Origin of the sequence: Kitasatospora sp. NPDC098652, assembly GCF_044760155.1 — a bacterium.
Classification (GTDB): Bacteria; Actinomycetota; Actinomycetes; order Streptomycetales; family Streptomycetaceae; genus Kitasatospora.
In genome coordinates, this window is sequence record NZ_JBIWAQ010000002.1 from 812,703 (window position 1) to 836,724 (window position 24,022).

Below are 24,022 nucleotides of genomic sequence, written 5' to 3' on the forward strand. Positions count from 1 at the left end.
CCGAACCGGACGGACCCGCTTGGTCTCCGCCGACCAGCCGAAGGCGCGGCTGCTCGGTAAGGGCCTGGTCGTGGTCGAGCTCCGGGGTGTCAGGGCGGCTTCGGCGGAATCGGGTTCGCCACCAAGTGCGGAGGGCGCTCGGTGCGGCGGGGTCGGTCCGCTCCGTGCGAGCCGTGAGCGCCTCCTCCCTCGGCACCTCGGCCTCGTCCGACTCGCTCAGCACCGCGGCGGGGGTGGCGTGGCGCGACATGACGATGTAGAGGTGGGTGGCGCCGCCGAGTACCAGCGGGGCGATGGTGCTGAGCGCGCCGACGGCCGTATTGGTCAGGTGAAGTCCCTGCCCGGGCGGGGTCGACTCGTTGAGGCGCACGGCGTGGGTCCAGTTGGCCCAGACGCTGGTGGCTGTGGCGCCGCCGAACACCGACCAGGTGTAGGCGCGGGCCCGCAGCGGCGCCTCCTTCAACACGACCAATGCCCGTACGCCGTAGGCGATGAATCCGTCGATCGCCACTGGGAACAGGTAGGACAGCTCCGAGCGGACGTGCATGGCGACGGCCATCTGCTGCAAGGCGTCGTAGCTCAGGGTGCCGCCGACCGCGCCCATCACGCCGATCGCCGCTTTGTCCCAGCGGGACATGCGAGTCGGCGTGCTGCCGCCCGGCTCGTTCACGCCGCCACCGCCGCCAGGTCGGGGTTGAACTCGGAGGCGATGCGCTGCTCTCGACGCAGCAGGAAGGGCTGCCGCTCCAGCTGCGCGCGGGCCTCGCGCAGTCGGGTGAGTGCCCTGGTGCGGCCGATGCCGAGCACGGGCGCCCAGATCCGCGGGTCGAGGCCGAGGATGGCCGCCACGACGGAGACGCTGTTGCGCTCGTGGCGGGAGAGGTGGACCGGACGGCCGTTCAGCGCGGCGACGACCCGCTCCTCCTCCCAGCGGCCATTGGTGTTGAGCTCGTGCAGGACGAGTCGCTCCCTCTCGTCGAGGCCGGCGCGGATGCCGTAGCGGTCGTTGGTCTCCAGGGCCTCGGTGAGGCATTCGTCGCTGACGGGGCAGCTGGCGCAGAGAGCCTTCGCCGCTTGGTTCTTCGCGGTCTCGTCGGGCGAGGGATAGAAGCGATCGGGCTGCTGGCTGCCGGCGCAGGCGGCCTGCCTCGCCCATGCGTGGTCGCGGCGGCTGGTGATCGAGATGATGGTGCTGGACACGGGGTGGTTCTCCGGGTGGGTCCGCTGCCGCAGGGGCGCGGAAGTGCGGGGCGGGCGGCGGCGCGGCCGGGGTCGGGTTGGTCGCGCTGGTGCCGGCCGTTCGGTGACTAGCCGGGTCGCTGGCCGGAGAGACGAAGGGCCGTCTCTCTGGCCAGGGTTCTGATCCGCTGGTCGACGGCCGGGCTCGTCCTCGAGTCGGCCGGCGCGCTGGGGCGGCTGGCCTGCAGCTGTGCGAGAGCGCACAGGTATCCCGGCGAGGCGTTCGCGCGGGCCTTGGTGTTGGCAACCTGAGTGGCTCCGCTGTACGTGGCAGCGCGGTGGGGTTCCTCGGCGGAGCGGCCGGCGGGGCACTTGCTCGCCTCGACGCGGGCTCGGCGCAGGACGGGGCGGGCGAGGTCGACGCCGCTGTTCTCGTTGTGGCTCATCAGGCGGTTCCTGCTCTCAGGTGGCTGCTGGTGGTGCGAAGGCGCAGGACGCGCTCGACGAGGTCGTGCCCGTAGATCTGCTCGGCCTGGTCCCGACCGGCCAGGGCCAGGGCGGAGGTGACGAGTTCGGGTCTTCCGGTGAGGTACTGGCGCCACGCGGTGACGCGGACTTCGCGCTGCTCGTCGCTGGTCGGCTCCTCGTCGAGGGCCACCAGCGGCTCGCGGCGGGTTGCGCTCGTCCAGGCGGCCTGGACCAGGCGCCGGACCGCGAAGCTGCGCGGGGCCTGCCAGGTGCTCTGCCACTCGGCGTGGCGCTCCTTGGCCGCCTGAGGGCTGTCTCGCCACCAGGCGACGATCGCCGCGCGCTTGGCCGCGGTGTCGTAGAGCAGTTCGGCTCCGACGAGGCGGGCGGTCAGGAAGCCGACCGGGCGGTGGACGCGGCGGGCGGGCGCCCGCTGGGCCAGAACCGCGATGACCTCGTTGGCGGTCCAGCCGGCGTCCGCGAGGTGGCGAACGGCCCAGGCGATCCGGGCAACCGGGCTGCCGCTGAGCCACGGGACCTGCCGGACGAGTTCGAGGGCCAGCTGGTGGCGCCGTCCGACCGCGTTCAGCTTCCGCCGGATCCGCTTCTCCGGTCGAACCTCCTGGTCCTTCCCGTTCCCGAGGTCGCCCTCAGAGGGATTGTTGGTAGGTGCTGCAGGAGAAGAAGTAACAGCACCTGCCCCCATTGGGGTGCAACGGGAGGGTTTCGCAGAGGAGTTGATGCCGGCCTTCCGGGCGCCTCGTCGCTTGGTGCGGCGCACGGTCCGCGCGGCCTTCTTGCCGAGCCGGGCGAGGGCGAGGCGGCTCTCGTCGGAGACGACGCCGACGACGGTGCGGATGAAGGTCTGGGAGGAGACGGTCCGCAGGCCGATGGTTTCGTCGAACGCAGTCGGGATGGTCCGGACGAACTCGCTTGCCCTGGCGGCGGCCTGGCGTATGCGGCTGCCCTTGAGGGTGTAGGTGAGCAGTCCGGACTCCCGCAGGATCGACAGGTGGTACTGCACGGTGCGCTCGGACACCTTGAGCATCCGGACGAGGTAGTCGACGCCCGGTCTGCACGGGGTGAGCTGGGCGAGCAGTTCAGCGATACGGACCGTGGTGTTGCCGAAGCGGGGGCCGTGGGTGCGGGCCGGGGTATGGACCTGGGCGTCGCGCACCCAGTGGACGGCTTGCAGCCAGGTGTACGGGTCCGGCGCGATGCGTCCGGAGGTGGTCGATATCCACTGAGCGGGGTCGGGCACGAGCAGGCCGGAGCCGCCCGTCGCCTTCTGCTCCCCCTGCGCTTCGGCGGCGCGGACGGGCGAGGTGGGGCTGGGCACAGAAGTCCTGGTTTCGCTGGGCACGGCGGTTTGGCCCCACGAGCTGTTGCAGTTCGGGGCACGGCGCCGGCAGATTCGGGCGGTTGTACGCGCAGGGGAGCAGCGGCCTCGTGCGGGTCGAGGCAGGACGGATCACCGGTGCTCGCCGGGGTCGGCGGGGCCGGGGTGGTCAGGCTGCTGGGTTGTGCCCTGGGTCAGGCCGCCATGGCGGAGGGCTCGGCCGCGGCCACGGCAGTTAGCCGCCCAGTGGCGAGGTCCAGCTCGTGGGCAAGGCGCGCGTCAAGGCCGGGGAAATGCTGGACGATCCAGCGGGCCGCCATCTGCCGCTCGGGGAGCGACTGGGGCACGGGCCACCGGTGGACGTCGAAGGCACTGGCCGTGCGGGGGAATCCGTGCGATCCGCGGTCCAGCCGGACGATCGCGGAGTCCGGCGCGAGGAGGCCGACGAGGGCCTCGACGAAGGAGGCCGGGGCGGTGGCGATCTCGATGCCGGCGGGCCGGGTCGGCACCGTGGTTGTACCCGAGAAGGAGGACATGGGAGACTCCTGAGCTGGAGACGCCCGGCTGCGTGGTCAGATACGAAGGCCGGTCATCTTCGGACGTGATCGACGTCCTCGTGGTACGAGGAGCCCGGGAGCGCCAACTCCCGGGCCCTCGACAAGGACGGCCGAGGCGGCCCGCTCAGCGGGCCAGTGGGCCGGCCAGCTCCCCGGAACGGCGCGCCGAACAGCGCACCGCCGAGGATCGGACACTTTATTGCCCCTTCGACGTGATCAACGTACACCAAAATGCCCCGCCCGTGGGCACTAGATTGTCCCCAAGAAGTGCGTGCGAGCACGATCAGGCACTAAAGTGTCCCCGTGGGACGATCTGACACGGGAGGAGTGGCGATGGCCGAGCACATCGACGCCGATGCGGGGGCGGCGCGCATCGCAGCGCGGCTGGGCTATCTCTTCGAGCACCGGCACCCAGAGGGGCGCGGCCCGTACACGATCGCCGAGGTCGTGGCCGGCACCGGCATCAGCGAGTCCTCCATCAAGCAACTGAGACGCGGGGCCAAGGCGAACCCGACCATCAACACCCTCACCGCGATCTCGAGCTTCTTCGACGCGCCGCCGACGATCTGGGTCGTCCCCGACGACGAGGTGAAGACGGTACTCGCCAAGCGCAACCTGACGACCGCCATGCGGGACTCCGGCGTCCAGTCGATCGCGCTGCGCAGCCAGGGCCTCAACGCGAAGAACCTCTCCCGCATCACGGAGATGATCGACATGGCGAGAGAGTCCCAGGGACTCCCCCCGATCCCCCCCGCGTAACCCCCGGAGTGCGAAGACGGCACACCATTTATTCTTCAACTTCATCTATGCGCATAGACGGGCCGCGCTTCCCGTCGAGGCCACCCCGATACCCCGGCCCCTAGGCGGTAACGGGCGCGATTCTCGGCGCGCAGGACCCCACCCCGGGGCACCCCTGCCCCGAGGCCCCCATCGCCGGCGCGCTCGACGTTGCGATTCTTCGACTTCGGGCCACGGAGCCGGCTGGCTCCGTGGCCCTGGACCTCGCGCCGGTCGGCGCCGACTTCAGCCACGTGCCTGCCGATGCTGCGCCCGTTCTGGCCGACGGCGCTGGCAGGCCGTCCAGCATCCGGGCGGCCGTGCTCGAGTCGACGGGGAGCGCTTCAGGCCCCGTGGAACGAGACGATGAAGCGGAGCTTCGTGTTGCGCAGAGGGGCGAACGCCATGATTCGGCAGGGCACCTTGTCGTCGCCGCCGTGGGGCATCCGCATGTACCTGACGTCACCGTCCGGATGAACGTAGTAGTCGTGGCGGTCCCAGAGCTCCTGCGCCTCGGGGCAGCCCTCCATGATGTCCCGCACGAGCTCCTTCAGTTGGACGTTGTCCGGGTGCTGCGCCGCCGCGGTTCGGATCTGCGCCAGGAAGGGGACGGCCCAGCCCTCCTTCCAGTCGACCAGCTGCTCGCGGGCCTCGGGGTAAAGGAAGCTCCACCTCATGATGTTGCCGCTGTACACCCACGGATACATCGCCCGGTCGGGGCTGTTGTGGGCGACGACGTTCCAGGCGACATCGGAGATGTAGGCGGGATTGGGCAGCTGCTTCGCGAGAAAGCGCTCCATGTCTCTGTCCATCGCCGCCTTCGCGTCCGGCTCCGCGCCGCGCTCGGTGGGTCCGCGCCCGATCGCCCGATGGAACAGCGCAAGCTTCTCGGCGTCATTCAGCCGCAGCGTGTAAGCAAGCCGTTCCAGGAAGTCCTCGGAAAAGCTGGCCTCCTCACCGTTTTCGAGCTTGCTGTACCAGCGGGGACTGACACCGGTATAGCGGGCGATTTCGCTTTTCGAGACTTCGGCGGTGCGGCGAGCGGAACCGGTGGTCTTCACCAGGCCCGGGATCGCGTTGGCATCCAGGCGCAGGCGCCAGCGTTCCACCATTCCCGCCAACGTCTCATCGCGGGCTGACAGGCGTTCGTGGTCGGTCTTCATAGCCGTCGAGTCTAGGCAGCCGCCAACGCTCGGGCCTACCAGGAAGCTGTGGCGAACACCACACCAATAGCGAAGTCCAAGCGATGTAACGAATCGATTTCGACGCTCGTTTTCGGATGATGACCCGTCAGTAATAGATGATCATGAGGTCCGATTTCGACGGGGCATCAGATTCCAGTATCTACGGGCCTCGGGGTCGATTGATTACCTTCTGTTAACCCAACCCGGCGGTAACGCAGCGGAGTCGATGCGCGTAGCACGAACTCCCAGTTCCGGAACTGGCTGTTCCGGAAGTGCCAGTTCCGGAACAGCCAGTTCCGACCATGGTGAGGCAGGGTGGGACTACCGGCCGCCGCGAGGTCGCGCCGGCCCCCTCACCCCCCACGTTTGGAGTAGACCCATGTCTCGATCCGCCCTCGTCGTCGGCGGCAACCGCGGAATCGGCCTGGCGGTCGCGCGGCAGCTCCGTGAGCAGGGTCACCGGGTCGCTGTCACCTCCCGAAGCGGCGACTGCACGGAGGACGGGCTCCTCGCGGTGCCGTGCGACGTCACGAGTCCCGAGTCGGTCGACGCGGCGTTCTCCGCGGTGGAGGCGGCCCACGGACCGATCGAGATCGTCGTAATCAATGCGGGCATCACCCGCGACACCCTGCTCCTCCGCATGAGTGAGGAGGACTTCGACGCCACTCTCCAGACCAACCTCGCCGGGGCGTACCGGGTCGCCAAGCGGGCCGTGAAGGGCATGCTGCGTCACCGGTTCGGCCGCCTGGTGTTCATCTCCTCCGCGGGGGCGATGACGGGGGAGGCCGGACAGGCCAACTACGCCGCCTCTAAGGCGGGCCTGATCGGCTTCGCCCGCTCCCTCGCCCGCGAGCTGGCCTCGCGGGGGATCACCAGCAACGTGGTCTCCCCCGGCCTGACCGAGACCGACATGACCGCTGTCCTCACGGACTCCCAGCGCGAGTCCCTGCTTCAGCGCGTACCCATGGGCCGCATGGCCCGACCGGACGAGGTCGCGGCTGCTGTCGCCTTTGTGACCTCCGACGCCGCCTCCTATGTGACCGGTGCAGTCATCCCCGTCGATGGCGGCGTCGGCATGGGGCACTGACCCCGGTTGATCCCGGGCCCTGGGCGCGCGAGGGGATGCCCAGGGCCCGCCCAAGACTCCAGCAGAATCCTTGATCATCTCTGGGAGGTGCCGTGCATGCGGGTTCACTCCGGAACGCCTGTGAAGATCGACTCGGGCGCCTGGATCTGCCGCACCGATTCGGCGAGAAAGACCTGATTGAAGCGGTCGCCTCATTGGTCGGGCGGACAATCATCTGCGAGCCCGTTGACATGAGGGGCGCATTCTCATGTGGACTGCGCAAGAGATACGCCGACCGTGAGGTCATCTACTACGAGGAAAACGCCTCAGCACTGCACAGGCGGCAGATTGTCGCCCATGAACTCTCCCATATCCTCTGGGAGCACAAAGGTGAGATCGATCTCGCCGACTTGATGTCGGATGAGGAACTCGCCGGCCTGATGGACTGGAGCGTCCTCGGAGTTTCCGCCCGCACGTCGTACGAAACCGACGCGGAGATCGAGGCGGAAATGATGGCCACCCTCATACTTCAGCGCATGTACCGCGGGACCGTGCTGCCCGCCACTCGCCCCAGCGTCGCCGATGAGCGCTGGGACGCGATCTTCTCCTGACCCTCAAGGAACGTCGTGATCAACGTCATTTTCGGCGGCATGCCCCTCATTCTCCTCACCGCCTCGCTCTACTGGGCATTCCGGCGGCGCCCGGGCCGGCGGCCCGCAGGCACCTGGTCCCTGTCCGCCCTTCTGGCCTGCTTCGCGCTCGCCTTCAGCGCCTACCAGCCGACGGTGCGGGCGGTGGAGGACGCCATCGCCCCGGACCTCTCCCGGCTGGTCAGCAACAGCGCGACCCTGTCCGCGGGAGCCGCCGTGTCCGCCGTGCTCCTCTACCTCAACTACGACGCGCCCGAGGCCCGCCGGCGGATCCGCTGGCGACTGCGCCTCCTGGCCGTGGCCGTCGCCACCATGTCCACGGCCTTCGCGATCACGCCCGGCGAGCTGATGTGGAGCAGGGTCGAGACGAACGGCGGCCCGGCCGAGGGCCCAACGTCCCTTCACATCTACGCCTTCGCGTACATCGCCTACCTCTCGTACGCCGTCGTCGACTGCCTCACCCAGACCTGGACCAGGTCGCGCACAGCAACGCGGACCACCCAGCGGCTCGGCCTGCGCACGACCGCCGCCGGCTGTGCCGTCGCCCTGGTCTACGCCACCTACAAGACCGTCAACGCCGGGGCGGCGCTGTTCGGGTGGAACGCCTTCCCAGGCGGCCCCCGCTGCTCATCACCGGTCACCCCGGTCAGCTGCGCGTTCAGCGTGACCGCGCCGGCTGTCAGCGTGCTGCTCATCACGACCGGGCTGACCCTGCCGGCCATCGTCTGGCCGGTGACGCAGCTCCTCCGGCGCCGGTGGGAGCGTCAGTCCGTCGCGGACCTCACCCCGCTGTGGCGCGACCTGACCCAGGTCTGCCCCAGCATCGTCCTCCGGACGATCGGCGGTGAGACCGAGACCGACCTCGTCCTCCACCGCAGAGTCGTGGAGGTCTGCGACGGGATCCTCACCCTGGACGAGCACCGCTCGCGCGCGGTCCAGCAGGCTGCTGCAGCTGCCGTCGCCACCACTCGGCACGCCGGGACCGATCGCGGCGCTGCAATCGTCGAGGCAGCGGTCGTCGCCGGAGCGATCCGGGCCGCCCGTGCGGGTGCCCCTGCCCAGGACGATCCTGCCCCGCGAGCGGCCGGGGCCGACGCCCGCGAGGGAGACCTGCGCGCCGAGGCGGTGTGGCTACGCTCGGTCTCGCGGCAGTACGCGACCGCCGAAATCGTCCTGCGCGCCGCTGACCACCAGGTCCCGGCGCTCACCGCAGCCTAGGAAGGACAGGCAACGTGGGCTCCTCCCCGTTCTCGGACCCGGAGTTCTACCGGAACCGCTACCCGACCTACGCGGCACTGCGCAGCCGATCCCCGATCCTCCCGGTCCCCCTGGGCGGTAGTACCGGGCCGGCGGTTGCCGTCACCGGCTACGAGCAGGCGCGCCAGGCGCTCGCCGCCGACCTCTCCAAGGACACCGCGGCCTTCTTCGCCGAGCGTCCGTCCGGACGCTCGCTCCACCCTGCGGTCGCCCACACCATGCTGCACACCGACCCGCCCACACACACCCGCCTTCGCCGGCTGGTCGTCCGGGCTTTCACCCCCTCCACCGTGGACAACCTCCGGCCCGGCATCCGTCACCTGGCCGAGCAGATGATCGACCGCTGGGAGCCGGGCAGCGAGGTCGACCTGATCGCGGATCTCGCCGGCCCTCTCCCGGTCACCGTGATCTGCCAGCTCCTCGGCGTACCGCCGGAGGACTGGGACATGGTCAGCGCCCGGTCCACCGACTTGTTCGCCACCGGCGACAACACCAGGATCGACGCGGCCTCCCACGGCCTCGCCGACTACATGACCCAGTTGATCGCTGCCAAGCGCTCCCGGCCGGATCAGGCGCTGCTGTCCAGCCTGATCGCCGTCCGCGACGCCGACGGCGACCGCCTCAGCGAGGAGGAACTGGTCTCCCTCGGCCTACTGCTCCTGATCGCCGGCCACGAGACCACCACGGCGGCGATCGGCAACGCCGTCCTCGCCCTGCTCCAGCACCCGGCTGAGCGGGAGGACCTGCGGGCCCACCCGCACCAAGTCCCCGCCGCGGTGGACGAACTCCTGCGGTACGACGCCCCGGTGAGCATCGCCACGTGGCGCCATGCCGCGCACACGGTGCAGCTGGGCGACGTCGAACTCTCCGCCGGCACCCCGGTCCTGGTGTCCCCCGGAGCCGCCAACCGCGACCCCGGGCGATTCGCCGATCCGGACCGGCTCGATCTCTACCGCCCGGACGCCGCCAGCCACCTCTCGTTCGGCCACGGCATCCACCGCTGCCTCGGAGCACCGCTCGCCCACGCGGAACTTGAGACCGCACTGCGCGTCCTGCTCGAACGCTTCCCCGGGATGCAGCTGGCCGTCCCAGCCGAGCAGCTGCCGTGGCGCCGCTCCCGCCTCATCCGGGGTCTGGAGTCGCTGCCCGTCCGGCTGTAGGCGCAGTCGGTGCTGCCGGGGGTCCGTCCCCGGCAGCACCGCCGCCTCCAGTAGCCGCCGGGCCATGTCCGACGACGGCTCACACGCCCCCAACACCCGCCGAACAGCCGCCCCACGGGCACCCAAGGGCGGCCTGGGCGGCCAGCCCGCCTCACACGGCTGAACCGGCCATCGCTGCACGGACCTTGGCTCTCCCTCGCGCCGTCACCTCGGCGCCGTGCACCTCGCCGACAGGACGGGGTTCCGCCCCCTGGCACCGTCGGCACAGCCCCGGCTGCGGCAGCGGATCACGGCACTCCGCACATTCCGCGCCCTGCCGCGCGACCGCTGCTGGGCGCTCGGCCGGCATCTTCCTTTCCAGACGCGACCGCACCACCGCTTGCGGCGAGTAGACGATCTCCGGTAGCCCGGACAGCAGCGCCGTGCGCAGCTGGTCCTCCGAGCCGCCCCGCTCCAGCCACTCCCTGACCAGCGGTGCCAGCGCCGCCGCCTCCGCCGCACCGAGCGGCAGACGCCGCTCCGGTCTGACCGCGCGCATCAGCGCGTTGACCGCCTCGACGCTCGACTCGTCCAGCTCCGCCGCCGGTTCCACGGTCCGGGCACGGACCAGAGCAGGAGCGGGTTCCTCCCGCCCTCCCTCGTTCCCTGTGGCGCCGCCTTGGTCGACCGGATCCGGCTCTGGGAGGGAGGGTACTTTCACCAGGTCCTTTGGAAGGGCGTCACGTCCAGCGGTGTCCGGCTCACCGGAGCCCGGCGCAGTGGCACCCGGAAGCAGCCCCGCCTGCGGGCGGTCGAAGACGTGCGCCTCCGACCGCACCCGACCGTTCGACAGCCGGACCACGTCCACCCGGTAGTACCCCCACACCCGCAGCTCGTCCAGCGCCGCCTCCAACGCCTTACGGCCCTGGGGACTCGAGTCCGCCATCTGCCGGCACGTCTCGCGCCAGTCGTCTGGGCGAGACAGCAGGTCCACCAGCAACCCACGGGCGGTATAGCTCATGGCGCGGTTCTGCGCCAGCTCGTTCGGGACGATCAGGAAATTGGACGGGTGCGAGCTGCGGTGGATACGCAGGGAGGTCCTCCTCAAGCCTCGGCCGGGCCGTTCCAGCCGGGGGACGACGGACCATAGCGAGCAACTCGCTGCAAGGGAACCGCAAACCGAGTGATGCTGATCACCACCCGGCCCGCGTGCGCCATTTGCTCGCGCTGATCACTTCCAGCCGCAAACTCGCGGTCCTCCCCACCGATCGCTCACGCACTCACTCACGCACGCGTTCGGTGATCATCGCTCAGATGTAGTCGACGAAGTCGCTCCCGGCGTGCTCAATGTAGGCCGTTGATCTGGTCTGTGCAGCGCGGGCGACTTCTCGGAGCCGGCCCATGCTGCGAGGGTTGAGAACGGCCGCCCACTGCTCGACCGGGCGCGCGTCCCACTCGCTGTGCTCTTCGGGGTCGAGCCGGATCGACGCGAGCTGCTCGCTACTGAGAGCGCCACCGTCGAAGATCAGCCCGAACTTGTTCGCGGGCCAAGTTGGTTCGGGCGGAAGGAAGTGGACAGCGAGCAGCCGGCCGCACTCCAGCTTGAGGCTGGTCTCTTGCTCGGTCTCCCGGATCGCGGTCTGCCGCGGCGCCTCGTCGGGGTCCATCTGTCCGCCCGGGAACTGCCAGATCTGGCCCCTGTCAGGCTTGTACACCGAGGAGTTGAGCAGCACCGGCCAGCCGTGCTGATCGGTGATGTACAACGAGGCGTACGCGGTCGCCCGGGGAAGGGTCGCGATGAACTCCTCGGGCGGCAGCCAGCTTCCGCGCTCTGGGTCGGGCTCAGGCAGGAAGCTGGTCATCGGCCCTTCCACTCGGTGGAGGTGTTGAGGACGTCGGCGGCCCACTGGTAGTGGCCCGTGTCACGGATGTCCTTGTCCTGCTCGGGATAGAGGTCGCAGCTGAGCAGGGCGACCAGGTGCAGGTAGTCGGCGAGGTCGTCGCGCCGCTCGGCGGGGAGGTCCTGGGCGGCGGCGGCCAGAAGGCGGTTGCGGACGTCGACGCGGTCCTCGTCATACATCCGGTAGTAGGCGCAGGCACCGGCGAGATCGTAGAGAGGGTCTCCGAGCAGGGTGAAGGTGCCGAAGTCGATGACGGCGCTGACCTTGCCGTCTGCGGTGACGAGGATGTTGTCCGGGTAGAGGTCGCCGTGGATGACGCCTTCGGGGCCGGTGTAGGGGCGGGCGAGCCGCTTGGTGAGTCGCTCAGTGATGCTGTCGACGGCGGGGACGTCGAGGCGCAGGTCGGCGAGCACCTTGGGGAGCTTCTGTCCGAGGAGTCGGCGCAGGAAAGCGTTCCAGCCCTCGCCCTGGTGGGCCGGGTCGGGGTCGAGGAGCATGCGCCGGTCGAGCGGGGTGGTCAGGCGCAGGCCGGTGAAGTCGCGGACGGCGGCCAGGTACTCGGCTTCGGTGGCCGGGTCGGTGAGGTCGAGGGCGTCGCCCATCGGGGTACCGGATAGGCGGGTCTCGGTGACGGCCAGCAGGGGGCCGTGCTGCTCGATGCTCTGGATCTCGGGCAGGGCGAAGGGGACGCTGGTGCGGTCGAAGCGCTGGTAGAGGTCGGCGATGGTCTCCAGCGCGCCGAGCTGGTCGGGGTCGGCGTAGACCTTGAGGACCTGGTCGTGGCCGAGGGCGTAGACGCGGGCCTCGGTGCCGGCGGCGATCAGGTCGGCGGGGGTGAGTCCGTGGGCTTCGAGGAGGGCGTTCTCGGCTTCGGCAGTGATTCTGCTGGCGTCTCGGCGGGTGATCACGGCGTGCTCCGGGTGATGGCGCTGGTTGGTCGGTTCGATGCCGGGCGGACGGACACAACTGCCGCTCACATCACCCGGTCACGCTGCTGGTACTGCAGTCCTGGGGCTCGCTGAAGGTCCAATTGGAAGGACGCTGCATGCTGGTCGCGGTCGAGGGTGATGCGATAGCCGGGGCCAGCGTGAGTTCGTGGCCCTGTCTGGACGAGCTGGTCGCAGGTGCCCAGCCGCCACAGATGGAACCCGCTGCTGGTGCGGGTGAGTCGAAGTACACCCGGGACCTCTGGGCAGGCGTACGTGCCGACCTCGACGTGGGCCCGATCGTCAGCCTGACTTAGAGGCACACCAGGCCCCACGAAGTCGCTTGTGGCCGCGACGTGTTCGGTCAGCAGAGCGGTCAGGTCGAGGACGGCCGTGCCGAGGGCGGCGACCACTACGGCCGCGGCACGGGCGGCGTCTACGCCAGCGTGGTTGGACAGGCAGACGACGCGGGCACCGGAACTGGTGAGGTGCGCGGCGGCCGAGAAGCCGTGTTCGTGTCCGGAGTGGAAGACGGTGCGGCGGCCGGGTCTGGGGTCGGCGTACAGGCCGGCGCCGTAGAGGTAGGGGGCGTGGTCGCTGGGGCGGTAGGGGATCGCGTGCTGGTGGGGCAGGTGTCCGCCGTCCCGGTTCCACAGCCGGTGGAGGTGGTCGAGCCAGCGGTTGAGGTCGTCGGGGGTGGTGGAGAGCGATCCGGCTCCGGGCAGGGGCGCCGGTTGGGCGGTGTGCTGCCAGCCGGTGCTGGTGGGGCGGTAGGCGCTGGCCGCGTTGGGGATGACGTCGCGGGGGTCGTTCTTGAAGCGCGTGGCGTCCATCCCGAGGGGGCCGAAGACGCTTGCGCGGGCGAGGTCGTCGAGCGTGGTTCCGTGAACCGTCTGCAGGATCCGGGTCAGCAGGAGGTAGTTGGTGTTGCTGTAGAGGAACTGGCCTGGGGGGACTGCTCGGTGCTTCTCGCGGGCGGCCAGGGCGAGGAGGTCGTCGGCGGTGTAGTGGTCGAGGTCGCGCAGTCCGGCGAACGGGAGGAGGGACTCGGTGTCGCGGATCCCGGACTGGTGGGTGATCAGGTCGGTGACGGTGACGCCGGGTACGCGGATGGCGGGGACGAGTTCGGCGACCGGCTGGTCGAGCCGCAGGGCGCCGGCAACTGCGGCTTCGATCACCAGGTGTGCGGTGATCTGCTTGGCGGTGGACCCGGTGATGAAGGCGGTGTCCGGGGTGATGGGGGTGGAGGTTTCGAGGTGGGCCAGGCCGGTGGTCCACCGCTGCGGCTGCTCGCCGGGGCGGTGGACCAGGACCGACAGGCCAGGAGCGGCGGTGTTCACAGCCGGATGGCCTGCTGGTGCACGGCGTGCAGGCACTCGCGCAGGTCCTCGTCGGGGATGAGTTCGATGGCTCGGGCATGGTCGGGCCCGGTGCCGGCGAGGAAGGCCCGCTGGAGGTCGAGGTAGGAGGTGAGGAACCTGCGGGCGGCGCCGTCGGTGCGCTCCAGGACGCGGGCGGTGTAGATCATGGTGAGGGGGAATGCCCAGCAGGCGTGGAGGAAGCCGTACGCGGGCCGCAGGGTGCGCTTCCACGGGGAGTGGAACTGGGCCTGGTCGTCGAGCTTGCAGTTCACCGCGGCGAGCGCGTCGTTGAGCCAGTTGTGGCCGGCTTCGTGGATGAGGTCGCGGGCAAGCGCGGCGGGGTCGGCGACGTGGTCGACGAAGACGGTGCCGGGCAGGCGGCTGATGGTCCAGCTGTCGAAGGTGTCGTTGTACTGCTTGCGGCCGAGGAAGACGAGGATGCGGGCGTGGCCGGCCAGGAGGTCGCCGAATCCGGTGTTGTCGGCCACCGCGTAAGCGGCGCGGGCGAGTTCCTGGTGTTCGCCCGGCGCGGGGCGGGTGTAGGGGTTCAGGACGTAGTACGGGGTGTCGGAGATCGGGGAGGTGATGAGCTGCTCGGGGGCGATGACGACGCAGTTGCCGACCGCGGTCGGGGTGGCGAGGGCGTGGGCGCCCGCGTCGGGGTGGTCGGTGTACCAGGTGAAGAGGTCGTGGTCTCCGGCGCGGGCGGCGGCGTCGGCGCCTTCGAGGTAGTGGTGTGCGGTGGCGTAGGCGAAGGCGTGCTCCGCCGCCGGGGCCGGCGCGGTGGCGGCGAGGGTGTGGATGCGCTGGACGCGCCGGGGGTGCAGGCGGTCGGTGGGGGCGAAGCGGAAGCCGGTGTGCTGGACGGGGGTGGCCATGGGGTTCCTCCGGTCGCTGGTGGTGGCTGGGGCCGGGCCGCCGGTCGGGGATGGCGGCCCGGCCCCAGGTCAGGCGGTTCAGGCGGTGTGGTTCTCCTCGGTGGTGGCCTCGCTGTCCTCGGCGTTGACCGGCGCGTCGGCGGCGGGCCAGCCCTCGGCGGAGACGCGGGAGGTGTGGGCGGTGGTGCGGACGGTGGAGTCCTCGCCGCGCAGCTCGTCGACGGCGGTGAGGAAGCCGGTGATCTGGTCCGTCTGGTCCATGGATCGTCCTCTTTCTGTCGGGGTGGTGATGGTCGGGCGGTGGGCGAGCGGCCGTCTCGCGTGCATCGCCTTCGCCCGCACGGTTGCGGGCGGGTTCAGGGGGTGTCGCGCTCGCAGGGGCAGCGGTCGAGGGCCGGTGCGTGGCGGGCGGCGTGGATCAGGACGCGGGCGCCCTGGTCGAGACCGGCGAAGTAGGTGTCCCAGTCGCCGTCGGTGGGGACGAGTCGGATCTCGATGGTGCGGTGGGTCCTGCCGGTGGCCGTGCTGGCGAGGTCGGTGTGGATCAGCTGGAGTTGCAGTCCGGCGGGCAGGTACGGGGCGGCGCGCGTGACGGCGTGGCAGGCGCGGGCTGCGAGTTCTCCGTATTCGGCGGGGTTGCGCGGCAGGAGGCCGACGCGGAACGGGGACGGCGGTGCGTCGCTGCCGGTGTGCTGGTGGCCCTCGCAGCTGTCGTAGGTGACGGCCCCCCAGTTTCCGGTGACGGTGTCGAGGAGTGGTTTGACGCGGGGTTCGATGCCGTCGGCCCACTGGGGGTGGAGGGGGTCGAGGTCGTCGGCTTCCTGGATGCCGGGCAGGCCGCTCGTGTTGATGTTGCCGTACTCGCTGGTGACCAGCCGGGCCGGCTTGCGGGGTGCGTCGGGGTTGTCCCAGCGGGCGAGGAAGGCGTCGGCGTCGGCCATCTCGTTGACGGCGTGGCGCCGCCAGTGGGCGGTGCGGCACAGCGCTCCGGCGGGGTGGCCGGGTGCGGCGAGGAGGGCGGCGACGCCGTCGACGAGTCGGGCGCGGTGCTGGCAGTAGGCGTCGTCGCTGCCGGTGGCCTTGAGCATGCGCCAGCGGGTCGCGGTGCACCCGCCGCCGCACACCGCCCGGTAGGGGCAGGTGAGGCACTTGGCCATCATGGCTCGCCCGCCCGTGAGCAGGGTGTTGGCGTGCTGTGCTGCCGTGATCTGCTGCTCACCGACAACGGTCAGCGGCAGGAGCTTGGCGGCCGGCCACGGGAGTTCGTCGCAGGAGCCGAGGTCGTCGTTGGGGTAGGCGGTGAAAACGTGCGAGCACTTGAGGTTGGAGAAGTGGCAGTGGTCCCCTCCAACACCGTTCAGCTGGCGGATCACCGCGACGACGGGGTCCAGTTTGATCCGGTGGTGGTGGCCGGCCGCGATCCAATGGCCAGCGGCTTGGAGAACGAACCGGGCGTACTGGTCGGGGGTGATCGCCCAGTCCGGTCCCTGCGCCGTGATGGCCAGCTGCTGCAGGAGACGGCTGGCGGGTGTCCTTCGGGATGCGGAGGCGGTTGCGGTTGTAGTCGAGGCGTCGAACGCCGGGACCAGGTTGATGGCGTTGACCGCGGTGAACGAGGCGATGTGGTCGAGGATCTCAGCGGCTCGGCCCAGGACCTTCGGGGTCACGACGGTGACGACACCGCAGGTGCGCCCACGCCGGGCGAGGAGGTCGAGCGCGGCGGCGATCCGGGGATAGATCGGCTGCGCGTCGTAGCCGACGCGCCAGGAGTTGCCCTGCTCGTCCCCGTCGAGGGATATCCCGATGCTCAACTGCGGGTAGTGCCGTTCGAAGAGGTCGAGCCAGGAGTCGTCGAGCTTGACGCCGTTGGTCTGGAGGTGAACGCGCAGGACGGCGGGCTGGGCGGCGAGTTCGTCGAGGATCTCGGCCATGGCGTCCTGACCGACGGTGAGCGGCTCACCGCCGTGGAGTTCGATCACAAGGCGTCGGCCGGGGAAGAGCGTTCCGAGCTTGCGGATCTGCTCGCGGGTGATGGCGGCGCCGCCGGGGCGTTCCTTGCGCTTCTCGAAGCAATACAAACAGTCGACGTCGCAGACATCGTTACGCAGCTTGCAGACGATCGAGACGGCGGTGTCGAGGTCAGTGTCCTCCAGGGCGAGCCAGAGGGACTCGATGCCGGCGGGCTCAGTGCTGGTAGTGGTGTCCGGCATGGGTGCCTCCGGCCGGTCGGGGTGGTCAGGAGCGGGTGGTGGTGGCCCAGGCGTGGAACTGGGCGTCGGTAAGCGGGATGAGGTCGTCGCCGCGTTGCAGGGCCCAGCCGTCGCTGCACCGCTGGGGCAGCCAGCCCCGGCCCGACCAGGACGGGTCGAGGGACGGGTCGCCGGGTTCGGGTGTGCCCCAGCTGGATGTCAGGGCCTGGCAGAGTCGCGTTCGGACGGCTCGGAAGGCGGTATCGGTGCCGAAGGGCCGGTTGGTGTCGGGCAGCGTAGGGACGGCTCGGGGGGCTTGGCCGGGGCCGGTGGCCAGGCCGAGCAGGGCGGGCAGCCACTTCTCGCCCAGCAGTGGTTGCCCGGCTGCGGCGGCCTCGGCCTGCGCGACCACCACGGCCAGGCGCTGCCAGACGAGTTGCTCGGCGAGGCGCTGGCGGGCCTCGATGAGCCCGAGCAGGTCCTCGGTCAGGCTGATCGCGGCCTGGACACGGTCTGCCAGTGCCCACCGGGCGTACTGGTCCGTCTCGTTCTTGTCGAGCACCAGGTTCTGCTCGCCCTGGTCGAGGACGGCGGCGGTGCGCAGGGTCGTCAGGTCGCTCAGGCGGCTCCGTACGGTGCGGAAGGCTGCGACGTCGCCCTCGCGGGGCAGGTCGAAGGAGGCGAGTAGGCCGTGCAGTTCGCCGAGTTCCTCGGCGGTGCTGGTGTGGAGGTCGACGCGGATCCCGTCGACCACCTGCGAGACCACCCGCAGTGGTTGCCCGGCCGGGGTGACGATCCGCAGGTCGATGTCGGAGCGGGCGTGGGCGAGGCCGTGGGCGAGGGCGCCTTCGAGTCGGATCTGCGCGCCCGGGTACTCGGCGGCCAGGACCGCGGCGGTGGCGTGGGCGATCCGCAGGCGTTCGGTGTGCCAGGGCGTCACGGTCTCACCTGCTCGTGCCGGTCGGCCAGGGAGCGGGCGGTGGCGGCGACCCACGCGTCCAGGCGGTCGCGGACGTCGGTGCGCTGGGCGCCGATGTGCGGGGTGGCGACCAGGTTGCGCGGTGTTCCGACCCGGGGCAGCAGTCTCATGTCCTCGGGATCGACGGGATCCAGGGCCAGGCCGGCGAGGTCGCCGTCGTCGAGCGCTTCCAGGCACGACGGGACGTCGAGGGTGGCGAGGCGTCCGACGCACACGAGTATCGGGCGGCGCCTGCGCGCGGCGGTCAGGAAGGCCGGGCCGAAGGCTCCCTGGTTCTCGCGCGTGCCCGGTAGAGCGACCAGGTGGATGTCGGCCCACTCGGTCAGGGCGGCGGCCGGGAGCTGGCGGATGTCGGCGGGGATGGTGGGTCGGGCCGCGTAGGCGATCTCGCCGACGTGCGCGGCCAGGGCGCCCTCGCATGCCTGGCCGATCGCTCCGGCGCCCCAGATCGCGAGGCGGGCCTCAGCGAGCGGGCGGGTAAGGCAGCCTGCCTTGAGGTGCACGCCCGCGGCGAGGGCCGACTGCCCGAGCGGGATACGCCGGGCGAGCGAGAGGATCGCCGCGAGCGCCCACTGCGCGACGGAGTCGGCGGCGGGGACGGGGTTGCGGTGCACCGTGATTCCGCGGCTGGCCAGCTCCGGCAGGTCCAGGCCGTCCAGGCCGGAACCCGCGCGGATGACGTGCCGCAGTCCCGGCAGGCGCCGCAGCTGGTCGGCTCCCAGGCTGACCCCGGAACGCAGGACCACCACGGCGGCGGTGTCGTCGAGGACGTCGAGGGAGTCCGTGGTGCGCACGGTCCAGTCGGGCAGCGCCTGGGCGAGCGTGCTGCGGTCGGTGGCACCGCCCACGATCAGGGCGGTCGGACGGCTCACGGCCGGCGCGCTCACCACCGGTCCACCAGGATGTCGCGGGGGTTGGCGAGCGAGTCCAGGAGCGGCTTGTTGACCTTCGGCAGCAGGTGCTTGCCGGGCAGGTCGGCCAGCGGCACCCATTCGAAACCGACCTGCATCGGGTCGATCGGGTCGGACATCCGCGGCTCGGTGTTGCCATCGGTGATCTCGGCGAGGAAGTTGTGCTGGGTCTTGTGCTGGGGGCCGAGGTCGAAGCCGTACTGTCCGGGGACGTACTCGACGACGAACAGCTCCCGGACGGTGCGCACGTTCAGGCCGGTCTCCTGCAGCACCTTGCGCACGACCGCGTCGCGCAGCGACTCCCCCTCGACGGCCTTGCCACCGGGCAGGTTGTAGTGGAAGTCGCCGCCGTCGTCAGTGTCGTCGTAGGACAGCAGCAGGATCTCGCCGTCGTGGACGATCGCGGCCTTCACCGAGACGCTGATCTTGGGCAGTTGCGTCATGCCGGGCTCCTCCTTGTCTTCGGGGCGGGCGGCTACAGGCTGGCGCGGGCGGCGGGGTCGGCGACCTGGAGGAGGTCCTGGACGCCGGCCAGGCGCGCCGGGTCGAAGGCGCCCGTGGCGCGGAAGGTGTCGGCCGCCTCGCGCATCGCGGCCATCGCCGCCCGGCTGAGCTGGTTGGCGTAGATGATCAGCGCGTAGCCAGCGGCGCCGAGCTCGTCCGGCCCCAGCTGGGGGAAGGCGGTGGGGACGCTCACCAGCGGGGCCAGTCCCGTCCACGCCTTCGCGACGCCCAGCGCCTGCTCGCCGGACGCGTCCTTGGAGTGCAGCAGGACCGCGTCCGCTCCGGCCGCGACGTACGCCTCGGCGCGGGCGGTGGCCTCGGCGAGCGACCCGCCGCAGATCAGCGCCTCGGTGCGGGCGATGAGCAACATCTGCTCCCCGGCCTGGGCCCGGATCTCCTTGAGCTGCTCGCGGACCAGGTCGAGGTCGGCGAGGCCCTGGTCGCGGTGCAGCGAGAAGGAGTTGGTCTTGGGGTAGGCACTGTCCTCCAGGCACACCGCGCTCGCTCCGGCACGGGCGAGGTCCCTGGCGAAGCGGCCCGCCGTGCCGACTGCCCCGCCGGCGTTGTCGATGTCGACGATCACCGGCAGGTCCGTGGTGCGGCGAACGGCGAGGACCACGTCCGCGAGGTCACGGGGGCCGAGGAGGTTCTCGTCGGGCAAGCCGAGCGCAGTGGAGACCTCCAGGCCGGACACCCACAGCGCGTCGAACCCGCTGTCGGCGGCGATCTTGGCGGCGAGCGCGTTGACGGCGCCCACCGCCCGCACCGGGCGTCCGTTCACGGCGGCGTTGTGGAGCGCCGCGGCAAGCGGCCGGGCTATCGGTGACAGGGTGGTGCTCACGTTGTCTCCTTCAGGGAGAGGGCGGGCAGGAGCTGGTGCTCGCGCAGGGCGGTCCAGGCGGCGGCCAGAACGCCGGCGCGGTCCAGCGAAGCGTCAATGCGGACGATGGGGCCGAGCTTGGGGAAGGCGGCCGGGTCGGCGGCGACCTCGTCGTACGTGCGCCGTACCCGGGTCTGGACGTCCAGGACGTCCCAGTCCTCGCGCACGGCGTCACCCGAGCGGCTCGCGGCCCGGGCCATCGCCTCCTGCGGGCTGTGCTCCAGCAGGAGCGTCAGGTCTGCCCGCACCGCGATGGCGTCTTCCAGCGCGGCGTACGTCTCCTTCGCCGGGGCGTCGTGCTTGACGGCGAAGAAGGCCAGTTCCGACAGGAGCCACCGGTCGGCGACTACCGGCCGGTGCCGCAGCGCGGGCACGATCAGCTGCTCGACGGAGGCCCGCTTGTCGGCGCGCAGGGCCGCGAGGTAGCGGGTACGGTTCGCCTCGCTGGGGCGGTACTTGCCCTCTTCCAGGTCGGCGGCGACGCTCGGGTCGAGCCAGTTGGTCGTCAGGATCGACAGCGGGGTCGTACCGTACAGGCTCTTGAGGAGCTGGAACAGGCCCTTGCGCAGGGTGGTCTTGCCGGTGCCGTCGAGCCCTTCGACCACGACTAGGAAACCCGAGGGCAGACTTTCGTTGCTCATCTACTCCACCTGTCCGGCGCCGAGGCCGCTGCGGTACTTGAGGTACTGGCCGCGCCACGGCAGCGCGTTGGCGACGAGGTCCACCAGGCGCAGCTCGCTGAGGCTCTCCAAGAGGGCCGGCAGAGTCGGCTCAGTCACGATGGCCTCGGTGACGGCACGGCAGTAGGCGTCCCGCATCTGCGGGTTACCGTCCCCGCTGAGCTGGAGGCGGCGTCGCAGGACGCGGGTCGCGGCTCCAAGAGCGACGGCGTGGGTCGCGTCGACGAGGGTGGTCAGGGCCACGGTGTCGGTGACGTCGTCGTCGATGTGGACGTGGTGGCCGCCGCGGTGCCGCAGCACGGCGAACGCTCCGACCCACCAGGCGGACGCGGCGCAGACCGCCTCGATGCCCTGGGCAGCGGCGTCCTCCAGACCGCCGGCCGTCAGCAGCTGCGCGACGGCACGGGCCGGAGCCACCAGCGGGCCGTCGTCCGTGCCGCGGCCGATCTGCTGGGGAACGGTGACGAAGGGCAGGAGCCCCGCAGTCGAGACGTCCGTCACCGCCGCGTCAGCCAGCGGCAGCGGCCGACTGATCAGGGCGAGCGGGGAAGCCTGCGCGGGCAGGCCGCACTCGGCGGCTCCCTTACCGAGAGCGTCCTCCAGCTCTCTCCTGTGGAGGTGGATCCGCTGGACGGCCAGCCCGTCCGCGAGCTTCTCCCAACCGTCGGACACAGCAACCGGGCATGAGGGCGGCGGGTGTTCAAGAGCCATGGGTGTCCTCTCCGAGGCAAACCGAGGGCACGCAGCGATAGCACTCCGGATTCCCGGGAGTGCACTGCGTCACATCGGTAGCGTCCCGCGCGAGATGACGTCCCGTCAAGCACGTGACTGGCAAATTGCCAGTCACGGAGCCAGTCATATGAACAGCAACGGCCGCGTACACTGTCCGCAACCGGGCGGAGGTGGCCTACCCTGACCGGACAAGGCGAGCCCCGACCTCGGAAGGGACCAGATGGCAGCGACCATCCCGAGCAGCCCGGCCACCGCGCGCAAGCAGTTCGGCTCCGACATACGGCGCCGGCGCGAAGAGCGCGACTTCACGGCTGCCGATGTTGCGACTCACCTGGGCTGCAGTATTTCCAAGGTCACCCGCATCGAGACCGGCCAGCGCAGCACCAACCCCGACGACTACGACGCCCTGATGGAGTTGTTCGACGTCCCCGAGGAGGAGCGCAGCCACCTGGAGGCGCTGGCCAAGCGCGGCCGGAAGCGCACCAGCATGTGGTGGGACGCCTACGCGGATGTCCTCAGCTCGCGGTACGCCGAGTTCATCCGCTACGAGCACGAGGCAGCGGCCGTCTTCGACTACCAAGTCGTATACATCCCCTCCCTCCTGCAAACCGAGGACTATGCCCGCGCGGTTACCGGTGTGGGCTTCGCTGCGCTCGGGCCCGATCAGATCGACAGCCTCGTCGAGGTCAGGATGCGGCGCCAGCGCCGCATCCATCACGAGGACGACCCCCTGCAGTTCTCAGGTGTGATCACCCAGGCCGCCCTCGAGTTCCACGTCGGCGGCCCCGCCGTCCAGGTTGCGCAGCTGCGCCGCCTCCGCGAGGTGATGGCCCTGCCCAATGTCGATCTCCGAGTGATCCCCTTCAGCAAGGGCGAGGAGGGAACGCAGACCGGGGCGTTCAGCATGTTCACCAATGAAGACCAGGAGGGCCCGGAGGCTGCGTTCGCGGAGGCGGTGACTGGTAGCGTTTTCGTTGACGATGCACTGGGTCTGCGGCGTCTGGTCCGCCTGTCCAACTACCTCACCGACGCAGCCCTCAGCGTCACCGAGAGCCTCGAAGTGATCGAGCAGACCGAGAGAAAACTGGCATCAGAATGATCAACGCAGCGGAGCTGTACGCGGCCCCCCTCACCGGAACCAGCTGGCACAAGAGCACGTACACCGCCAACAACGGCCAATGCGTGGAGCTGGCCCCGATGCCGACGCTGCCGGCAGTTGCGATTCGTGACTCGAAGAACCCCCAGATCCCTCCGATCAGGACCAGCAGCCAGTCGATGTGCGACTTCGCCTCCGCTCTTCTCGCCGGCGAGCTGGTCGCGGTATGACCCATTCCATCGGTGCCGCCAAGGCGGACCTCTACGCCCTCGATCTCAGCAGCATGACGTGGCTGGCAGCACCGCGAAGCGATCCGGCCGATCGTCTGGAGGTGGCGTTCCTCTCCGAAGGCGCCGTGGCCCTGCGCCACTCTGCTGACCCCCAGGGCACCATCCTGTTCTACGACGCCCAGGAGTGGAGGGCGTTCCTGCTCGGACTTGCCGATGGCGAGTTCGACACCGATATGGGACGTGTGCTGACCTCCGCAGGAGCTCTTCTCGCCACGGCTGCTGGGGCGTCCGCAGCCTAGGCAGAGCCGAAGAGGGCGGGAGAGGCTACTTGACCAGTTCGGGGGCCACCTCCCTCGGCGGTTCGATGCCGGTCAACTCGTGGGCTCGCTCCCCTAGTGGGGCGGCGAGCTCCGGGTACCAGCCGCGGGCGACGGCCTGGAGCATCTCGGCGATCGCCGTCAACTCGCCGATACGGCCAGCCGGGGTGTCGAGGACGGCCCCGAACTCCTGACGGATCCGAGCAGCAACAGCTGGGACAAGAAGGCTGTTGGCATGCAGCATGCCGGGGTCGAAGCCGACGGGGACCATACCCCAGCGCTCCCAGTCGATGATGGTCAGCGTGGGACCGGAAAGGTTGCCCCAGTGGAGGTCGCCGTGGCCGGTGACCCGTTGGACTGCTTCCGGGGCCGGGATGCCCAGGAACTGGGGGAACGCCCTCTCGATCCATGTGTCCCGGACGGTGGTCCGCGGACCGCTGGCCGTGGCCAGGCTCTCGGTTGCGCTGCGCAGCCGGCGCCACCAGGTGTCGGGCAGGCCCGGGTCCTCAGTCAGGTCCGGCCGGGCGGAGACGACCGGGTCGGCGATGTGGTCGAGGAGGTCGGCCTGGTAACCGTGGCCGCCCTCCGTCCAGTCGAGGAGAGCATGAAGCCGCGGCCGGGGAACGTCCTCCGGGACGAGAACGTCCGCTCCCGCGATACCGTGCCCGTCCTTGCGGGTGCTGGTCGGCGACGTCGCGGCGACGCGCAGCCAGTAGGCGCCGGCCGCGCGGCCGATGGTGCTGCCCGCGAAGCCCCAGGAAGGGTTGCCGCTGCAGGTCACGCCGAGGCGGGTGGCCGCGATGGCGTGCGCGGCTTCCATCC

General features: G+C 70.5%; 28 protein-coding genes. 8 read left to right on the top strand and 20 right to left on the bottom strand.

Going from position 1 to position 24,022, the window contains the following annotated elements; translation table 11 throughout:
* The 5 genes from ACIQWA_RS07600 to ACIQWA_RS07620 form a co-directional block, all read right to left on the bottom strand.
* A partial coding sequence (locus ACIQWA_RS07600) for a DUF2637 domain-containing protein (protein WP_402479426.1) occupies positions 1-637 on the bottom strand: 637 nt, incomplete at its 3' end.
* A gap of 29 nt (positions 638-666) precedes the next feature.
* Positions 667-1,200 (bottom strand): WhiB family transcriptional regulator, encoded by a 534-nt coding sequence (locus tag ACIQWA_RS07605; protein WP_402479428.1) that lies wholly within the window; start codon positions 1,198-1,200, stop codon positions 667-669.
* Positions 1,201-1,307: 107 nt separating this feature from the next.
* A complete protein-coding gene (locus ACIQWA_RS07610) occupies positions 1,308-1,625 on the bottom strand; it encodes a hypothetical protein (RefSeq protein WP_402479431.1) in 318 nt (105 codons plus the stop codon).
* Positions 1,625-2,986 carry a winged helix-turn-helix domain-containing protein gene (locus ACIQWA_RS07615; protein WP_402479433.1) on the bottom strand — a complete coding sequence of 454 codons (1,362 nt, stop codon included), beginning with the start codon at positions 2,984-2,986 and terminating at the stop codon, positions 1,625-1,627. The genes ACIQWA_RS07610 and ACIQWA_RS07615 overlap by 1 nt, the downstream gene beginning before the upstream one ends.
* 194 nt (positions 2,987-3,180) lie before the next feature.
* On the bottom strand, positions 3,181-3,522 hold the full coding sequence (locus ACIQWA_RS07620; RefSeq protein WP_402479435.1) for a hypothetical protein: 342 nt from the start codon (positions 3,520-3,522) through the stop codon (positions 3,181-3,183).
* Between the two features lie 354 nt (positions 3,523-3,876).
* On the opposite strand from ACIQWA_RS07620, the gene ACIQWA_RS07625 reads away from it, so the two are divergent.
* Complete coding sequence (locus ACIQWA_RS07625; RefSeq protein WP_402479437.1) at positions 3,877-4,302, top strand: helix-turn-helix domain-containing protein; 426 nt, start codon at positions 3,877-3,879, stop codon at positions 4,300-4,302.
* Between the two features lie 362 nt (positions 4,303-4,664).
* Here the strand turns inward: ACIQWA_RS07625 and ACIQWA_RS07630 are convergent, their stop codons facing one another.
* Positions 4,665-5,483, bottom strand: a complete 819-nt coding sequence (locus ACIQWA_RS07630) for a helix-turn-helix transcriptional regulator (RefSeq protein WP_402479440.1) — start codon at positions 5,481-5,483, stop codon at positions 4,665-4,667.
* Between the two features lie 400 nt (positions 5,484-5,883).
* On the opposite strand from ACIQWA_RS07630, the gene fabG reads away from it, so the two are divergent.
* The 4 genes from fabG to ACIQWA_RS07650 all read left to right on the top strand — a co-directional run bounded on the left by fabG (position 5,884) and on the right by ACIQWA_RS07650 (position 9,637).
* Positions 5,884-6,591, top strand: a complete 708-nt coding sequence (fabG, locus tag ACIQWA_RS07635) for a 3-oxoacyl-ACP reductase FabG (RefSeq protein ID WP_402479443.1) — start codon at positions 5,884-5,886, stop codon at positions 6,589-6,591.
* A 92-nt stretch (positions 6,592-6,683) separates the two neighbouring features.
* A complete protein-coding gene (locus tag ACIQWA_RS07640) occupies positions 6,684-7,181 on the top strand; it encodes an ImmA/IrrE family metallo-endopeptidase (RefSeq protein ID WP_402479446.1) in 498 nt (165 codons plus the stop codon).
* A 39-nt stretch (positions 7,182-7,220) separates the two neighbouring features.
* On the top strand, positions 7,221-8,438 hold the full coding sequence (locus ACIQWA_RS07645; RefSeq protein ID WP_402479449.1) for an MAB_1171c family putative transporter: 1,218 nt from the start codon (positions 7,221-7,223) through the stop codon (positions 8,436-8,438).
* Between the two features lie 14 nt (positions 8,439-8,452).
* Positions 8,453-9,637 (top strand): cytochrome P450, encoded by a 1,185-nt coding sequence (locus ACIQWA_RS07650; RefSeq protein WP_402479452.1) that lies wholly within the window; start codon positions 8,453-8,455, stop codon positions 9,635-9,637.
* Between the two features lie 151 nt (positions 9,638-9,788).
* On the opposite strand, the gene ACIQWA_RS07655 is transcribed toward ACIQWA_RS07650, so the two are convergent.
* The 13 genes from ACIQWA_RS07655 to ACIQWA_RS07715 all read right to left on the bottom strand — a co-directional run bounded on the left by ACIQWA_RS07655 (position 9,789) and on the right by ACIQWA_RS07715 (position 21,497).
* Positions 9,789-10,637 carry a hypothetical protein gene (locus ACIQWA_RS07655; RefSeq protein WP_402479456.1) on the bottom strand — a complete coding sequence of 283 codons (849 nt, stop codon included), beginning with the start codon at positions 10,635-10,637 and terminating at the stop codon, positions 9,789-9,791.
* A 289-nt stretch (positions 10,638-10,926) separates the two neighbouring features.
* Positions 10,927-11,478: an NUDIX domain-containing protein gene (locus tag ACIQWA_RS07660; RefSeq protein WP_402479459.1), complete on the bottom strand. Its 552-nt coding sequence runs from the start codon at positions 11,476-11,478 to the stop codon at positions 10,927-10,929.
* Positions 11,475-12,425 carry an aminoglycoside phosphotransferase family protein gene (locus ACIQWA_RS07665; RefSeq protein ID WP_402479462.1) on the bottom strand — a complete coding sequence of 317 codons (951 nt, stop codon included), beginning with the start codon at positions 12,423-12,425 and terminating at the stop codon, positions 11,475-11,477. Before ACIQWA_RS07665 ends, ACIQWA_RS07660 begins: the two co-directional genes overlap by 4 nt.
* Positions 12,426-12,490: 65 nt before the next feature.
* Complete coding sequence (locus ACIQWA_RS07670; protein WP_402479465.1) at positions 12,491-13,783, bottom strand: serine hydrolase domain-containing protein; 1,293 nt, start codon at positions 13,781-13,783, stop codon at positions 12,491-12,493.
* Positions 13,780-14,682, bottom strand: a complete 903-nt coding sequence (locus ACIQWA_RS07675) for an aKG-HExxH-type peptide beta-hydroxylase (RefSeq protein ID WP_402479468.1) — start codon at positions 14,680-14,682, stop codon at positions 13,780-13,782. The genes ACIQWA_RS07670 and ACIQWA_RS07675 overlap by 4 nt, the downstream gene beginning before the upstream one ends.
* A 78-nt stretch (positions 14,683-14,760) precedes the next feature.
* A complete protein-coding gene (locus ACIQWA_RS07680) occupies positions 14,761-14,943 on the bottom strand; it encodes a hypothetical protein (protein WP_402479470.1) in 183 nt (60 codons plus the stop codon).
* A 95-nt stretch (positions 14,944-15,038) separates the two neighbouring features.
* Complete coding sequence (locus ACIQWA_RS07685) at positions 15,039-16,892, bottom strand: radical SAM protein (protein ID WP_402479473.1); 1,854 nt, start codon at positions 16,890-16,892, stop codon at positions 15,039-15,041.
* Between the two features lie 25 nt (positions 16,893-16,917).
* Positions 16,918-17,811, bottom strand: a complete 894-nt coding sequence (locus ACIQWA_RS07690) for a hypothetical protein (protein ID WP_402479475.1) — start codon at positions 17,809-17,811, stop codon at positions 16,918-16,920.
* Positions 17,808-18,722, bottom strand: a complete 915-nt coding sequence (locus tag ACIQWA_RS07695; protein ID WP_402479478.1) for an NAD(P)-dependent oxidoreductase — start codon at positions 18,720-18,722, stop codon at positions 17,808-17,810. Before ACIQWA_RS07695 ends, ACIQWA_RS07690 begins: the two co-directional genes overlap by 4 nt.
* A gap of 11 nt (positions 18,723-18,733) precedes the next feature.
* Positions 18,734-19,204 (bottom strand): NUDIX domain-containing protein, encoded by a 471-nt coding sequence (locus tag ACIQWA_RS07700; protein WP_402479481.1) that lies wholly within the window; start codon positions 19,202-19,204, stop codon positions 18,734-18,736.
* Between the two features lie 32 nt (positions 19,205-19,236).
* On the bottom strand, positions 19,237-20,106 hold the full coding sequence (locus ACIQWA_RS07705) for an isocitrate lyase/phosphoenolpyruvate mutase family protein (protein ID WP_402479484.1): 870 nt from the start codon (positions 20,104-20,106) through the stop codon (positions 19,237-19,239).
* Positions 20,103-20,786: a dTMP kinase gene (locus ACIQWA_RS07710; protein WP_402479487.1), complete on the bottom strand. Its 684-nt coding sequence runs from the start codon at positions 20,784-20,786 to the stop codon at positions 20,103-20,105. The genes ACIQWA_RS07705 and ACIQWA_RS07710 overlap by 4 nt, the downstream gene beginning before the upstream one ends.
* A complete protein-coding gene (locus tag ACIQWA_RS07715; RefSeq protein WP_402479490.1) occupies positions 20,787-21,497 on the bottom strand; it encodes a hypothetical protein in 711 nt (236 codons plus the stop codon).
* 280 nt (positions 21,498-21,777) lie between these two features.
* On the opposite strand from ACIQWA_RS07715, the gene ACIQWA_RS07720 reads away from it, so the two are divergent.
* Genes ACIQWA_RS07720 through ACIQWA_RS07730 form a run of 3 tightly spaced genes read left to right on the top strand, consistent with a single transcriptional unit; the run spans position 21,778 to position 23,182 of the window.
* Positions 21,778-22,656: a helix-turn-helix domain-containing protein gene (locus tag ACIQWA_RS07720; RefSeq protein WP_402479492.1), complete on the top strand. Its 879-nt coding sequence runs from the start codon at positions 21,778-21,780 to the stop codon at positions 22,654-22,656.
* On the top strand, positions 22,653-22,883 hold the full coding sequence (locus tag ACIQWA_RS07725; protein WP_401086098.1) for a DUF397 domain-containing protein: 231 nt from the start codon (positions 22,653-22,655) through the stop codon (positions 22,881-22,883). The genes ACIQWA_RS07720 and ACIQWA_RS07725 overlap by 4 nt, the downstream gene beginning before the upstream one ends.
* Positions 22,880-23,182: a DUF397 domain-containing protein gene (locus ACIQWA_RS07730; protein ID WP_402479495.1), complete on the top strand. Its 303-nt coding sequence runs from the start codon at positions 22,880-22,882 to the stop codon at positions 23,180-23,182. The genes ACIQWA_RS07725 and ACIQWA_RS07730 overlap by 4 nt, the downstream gene beginning before the upstream one ends.
* A gap of 25 nt (positions 23,183-23,207) precedes the next feature.
* On the opposite strand, the gene ACIQWA_RS07735 is transcribed toward ACIQWA_RS07730, so the two are convergent.
* Entirely contained in the window at positions 23,208-24,020 is an 813-nt protein-coding gene (locus ACIQWA_RS07735) for a hypothetical protein (protein WP_402479498.1), read from the bottom strand.
* Between the last annotated feature and the right edge of the window lie 2 nt (positions 24,021-24,022).

Coding starts and splice junctions, on each gene's coding strand:
- ACIQWA_RS07610 (WP_402479431.1), bottom strand. CDS start 1,625: ATGAGCCACAACGAGAACAGCGGCGTCGACCTCGCCCGCCCCGTCCTG.
- ACIQWA_RS07620 (WP_402479435.1), bottom strand. CDS start 3,522: ATGTCCTCCTTCTCGGGTACAACCACGGTGCCGACCCGGCCCGCCGGC.
- ACIQWA_RS07625 (WP_402479437.1), top strand. CDS start 3,877: ATGGCCGAGCACATCGACGCCGATGCGGGGGCGGCGCGCATCGCAGCG.
- ACIQWA_RS07630 (WP_402479440.1), bottom strand. CDS start 5,483: ATGAAGACCGACCACGAACGCCTGTCAGCCCGCGATGAGACGTTGGCG.
- fabG (WP_402479443.1), top strand. CDS start 5,884: ATGTCTCGATCCGCCCTCGTCGTCGGCGGCAACCGCGGAATCGGCCTG.
- ACIQWA_RS07645 (WP_402479449.1), top strand. CDS start 7,221: ATGCCCCTCATTCTCCTCACCGCCTCGCTCTACTGGGCATTCCGGCGG.
- ACIQWA_RS07655 (WP_402479456.1), bottom strand. CDS start 10,637: ATGAGCTATACCGCCCGTGGGTTGCTGGTGGACCTGCTGTCTCGCCCA.
- ACIQWA_RS07660 (WP_402479459.1), bottom strand. CDS start 11,478: ATGACCAGCTTCCTGCCTGAGCCCGACCCAGAGCGCGGAAGCTGGCTG.
- ACIQWA_RS07675 (WP_402479468.1), bottom strand. CDS start 14,682: ATGGCCACCCCCGTCCAGCACACCGGCTTCCGCTTCGCCCCCACCGAC.
- ACIQWA_RS07680 (WP_402479470.1), bottom strand. CDS start 14,943: ATGGACCAGACGGACCAGATCACCGGCTTCCTCACCGCCGTCGACGAG.
- ACIQWA_RS07685 (WP_402479473.1), bottom strand. CDS start 16,892: ATGCCGGACACCACTACCAGCACTGAGCCCGCCGGCATCGAGTCCCTC.
- ACIQWA_RS07700 (WP_402479481.1), bottom strand. CDS start 19,204: ATGACGCAACTGCCCAAGATCAGCGTCTCGGTGAAGGCCGCGATCGTC.
- ACIQWA_RS07710 (WP_402479487.1), bottom strand. CDS start 20,786: ATGAGCAACGAAAGTCTGCCCTCGGGTTTCCTAGTCGTGGTCGAAGGG.
- ACIQWA_RS07720 (WP_402479492.1), top strand. CDS start 21,778: ATGGCAGCGACCATCCCGAGCAGCCCGGCCACCGCGCGCAAGCAGTTC.
- ACIQWA_RS07725 (WP_401086098.1), top strand. CDS start 22,653: ATGATCAACGCAGCGGAGCTGTACGCGGCCCCCCTCACCGGAACCAGC.
- ACIQWA_RS07730 (WP_402479495.1), top strand. CDS start 22,880: ATGACCCATTCCATCGGTGCCGCCAAGGCGGACCTCTACGCCCTCGAT.
- ACIQWA_RS07735 (WP_402479498.1), bottom strand. CDS start 24,020: ATGGAAGCCGCGCACGCCATCGCGGCCACCCGCCTCGGCGTGACCTGC.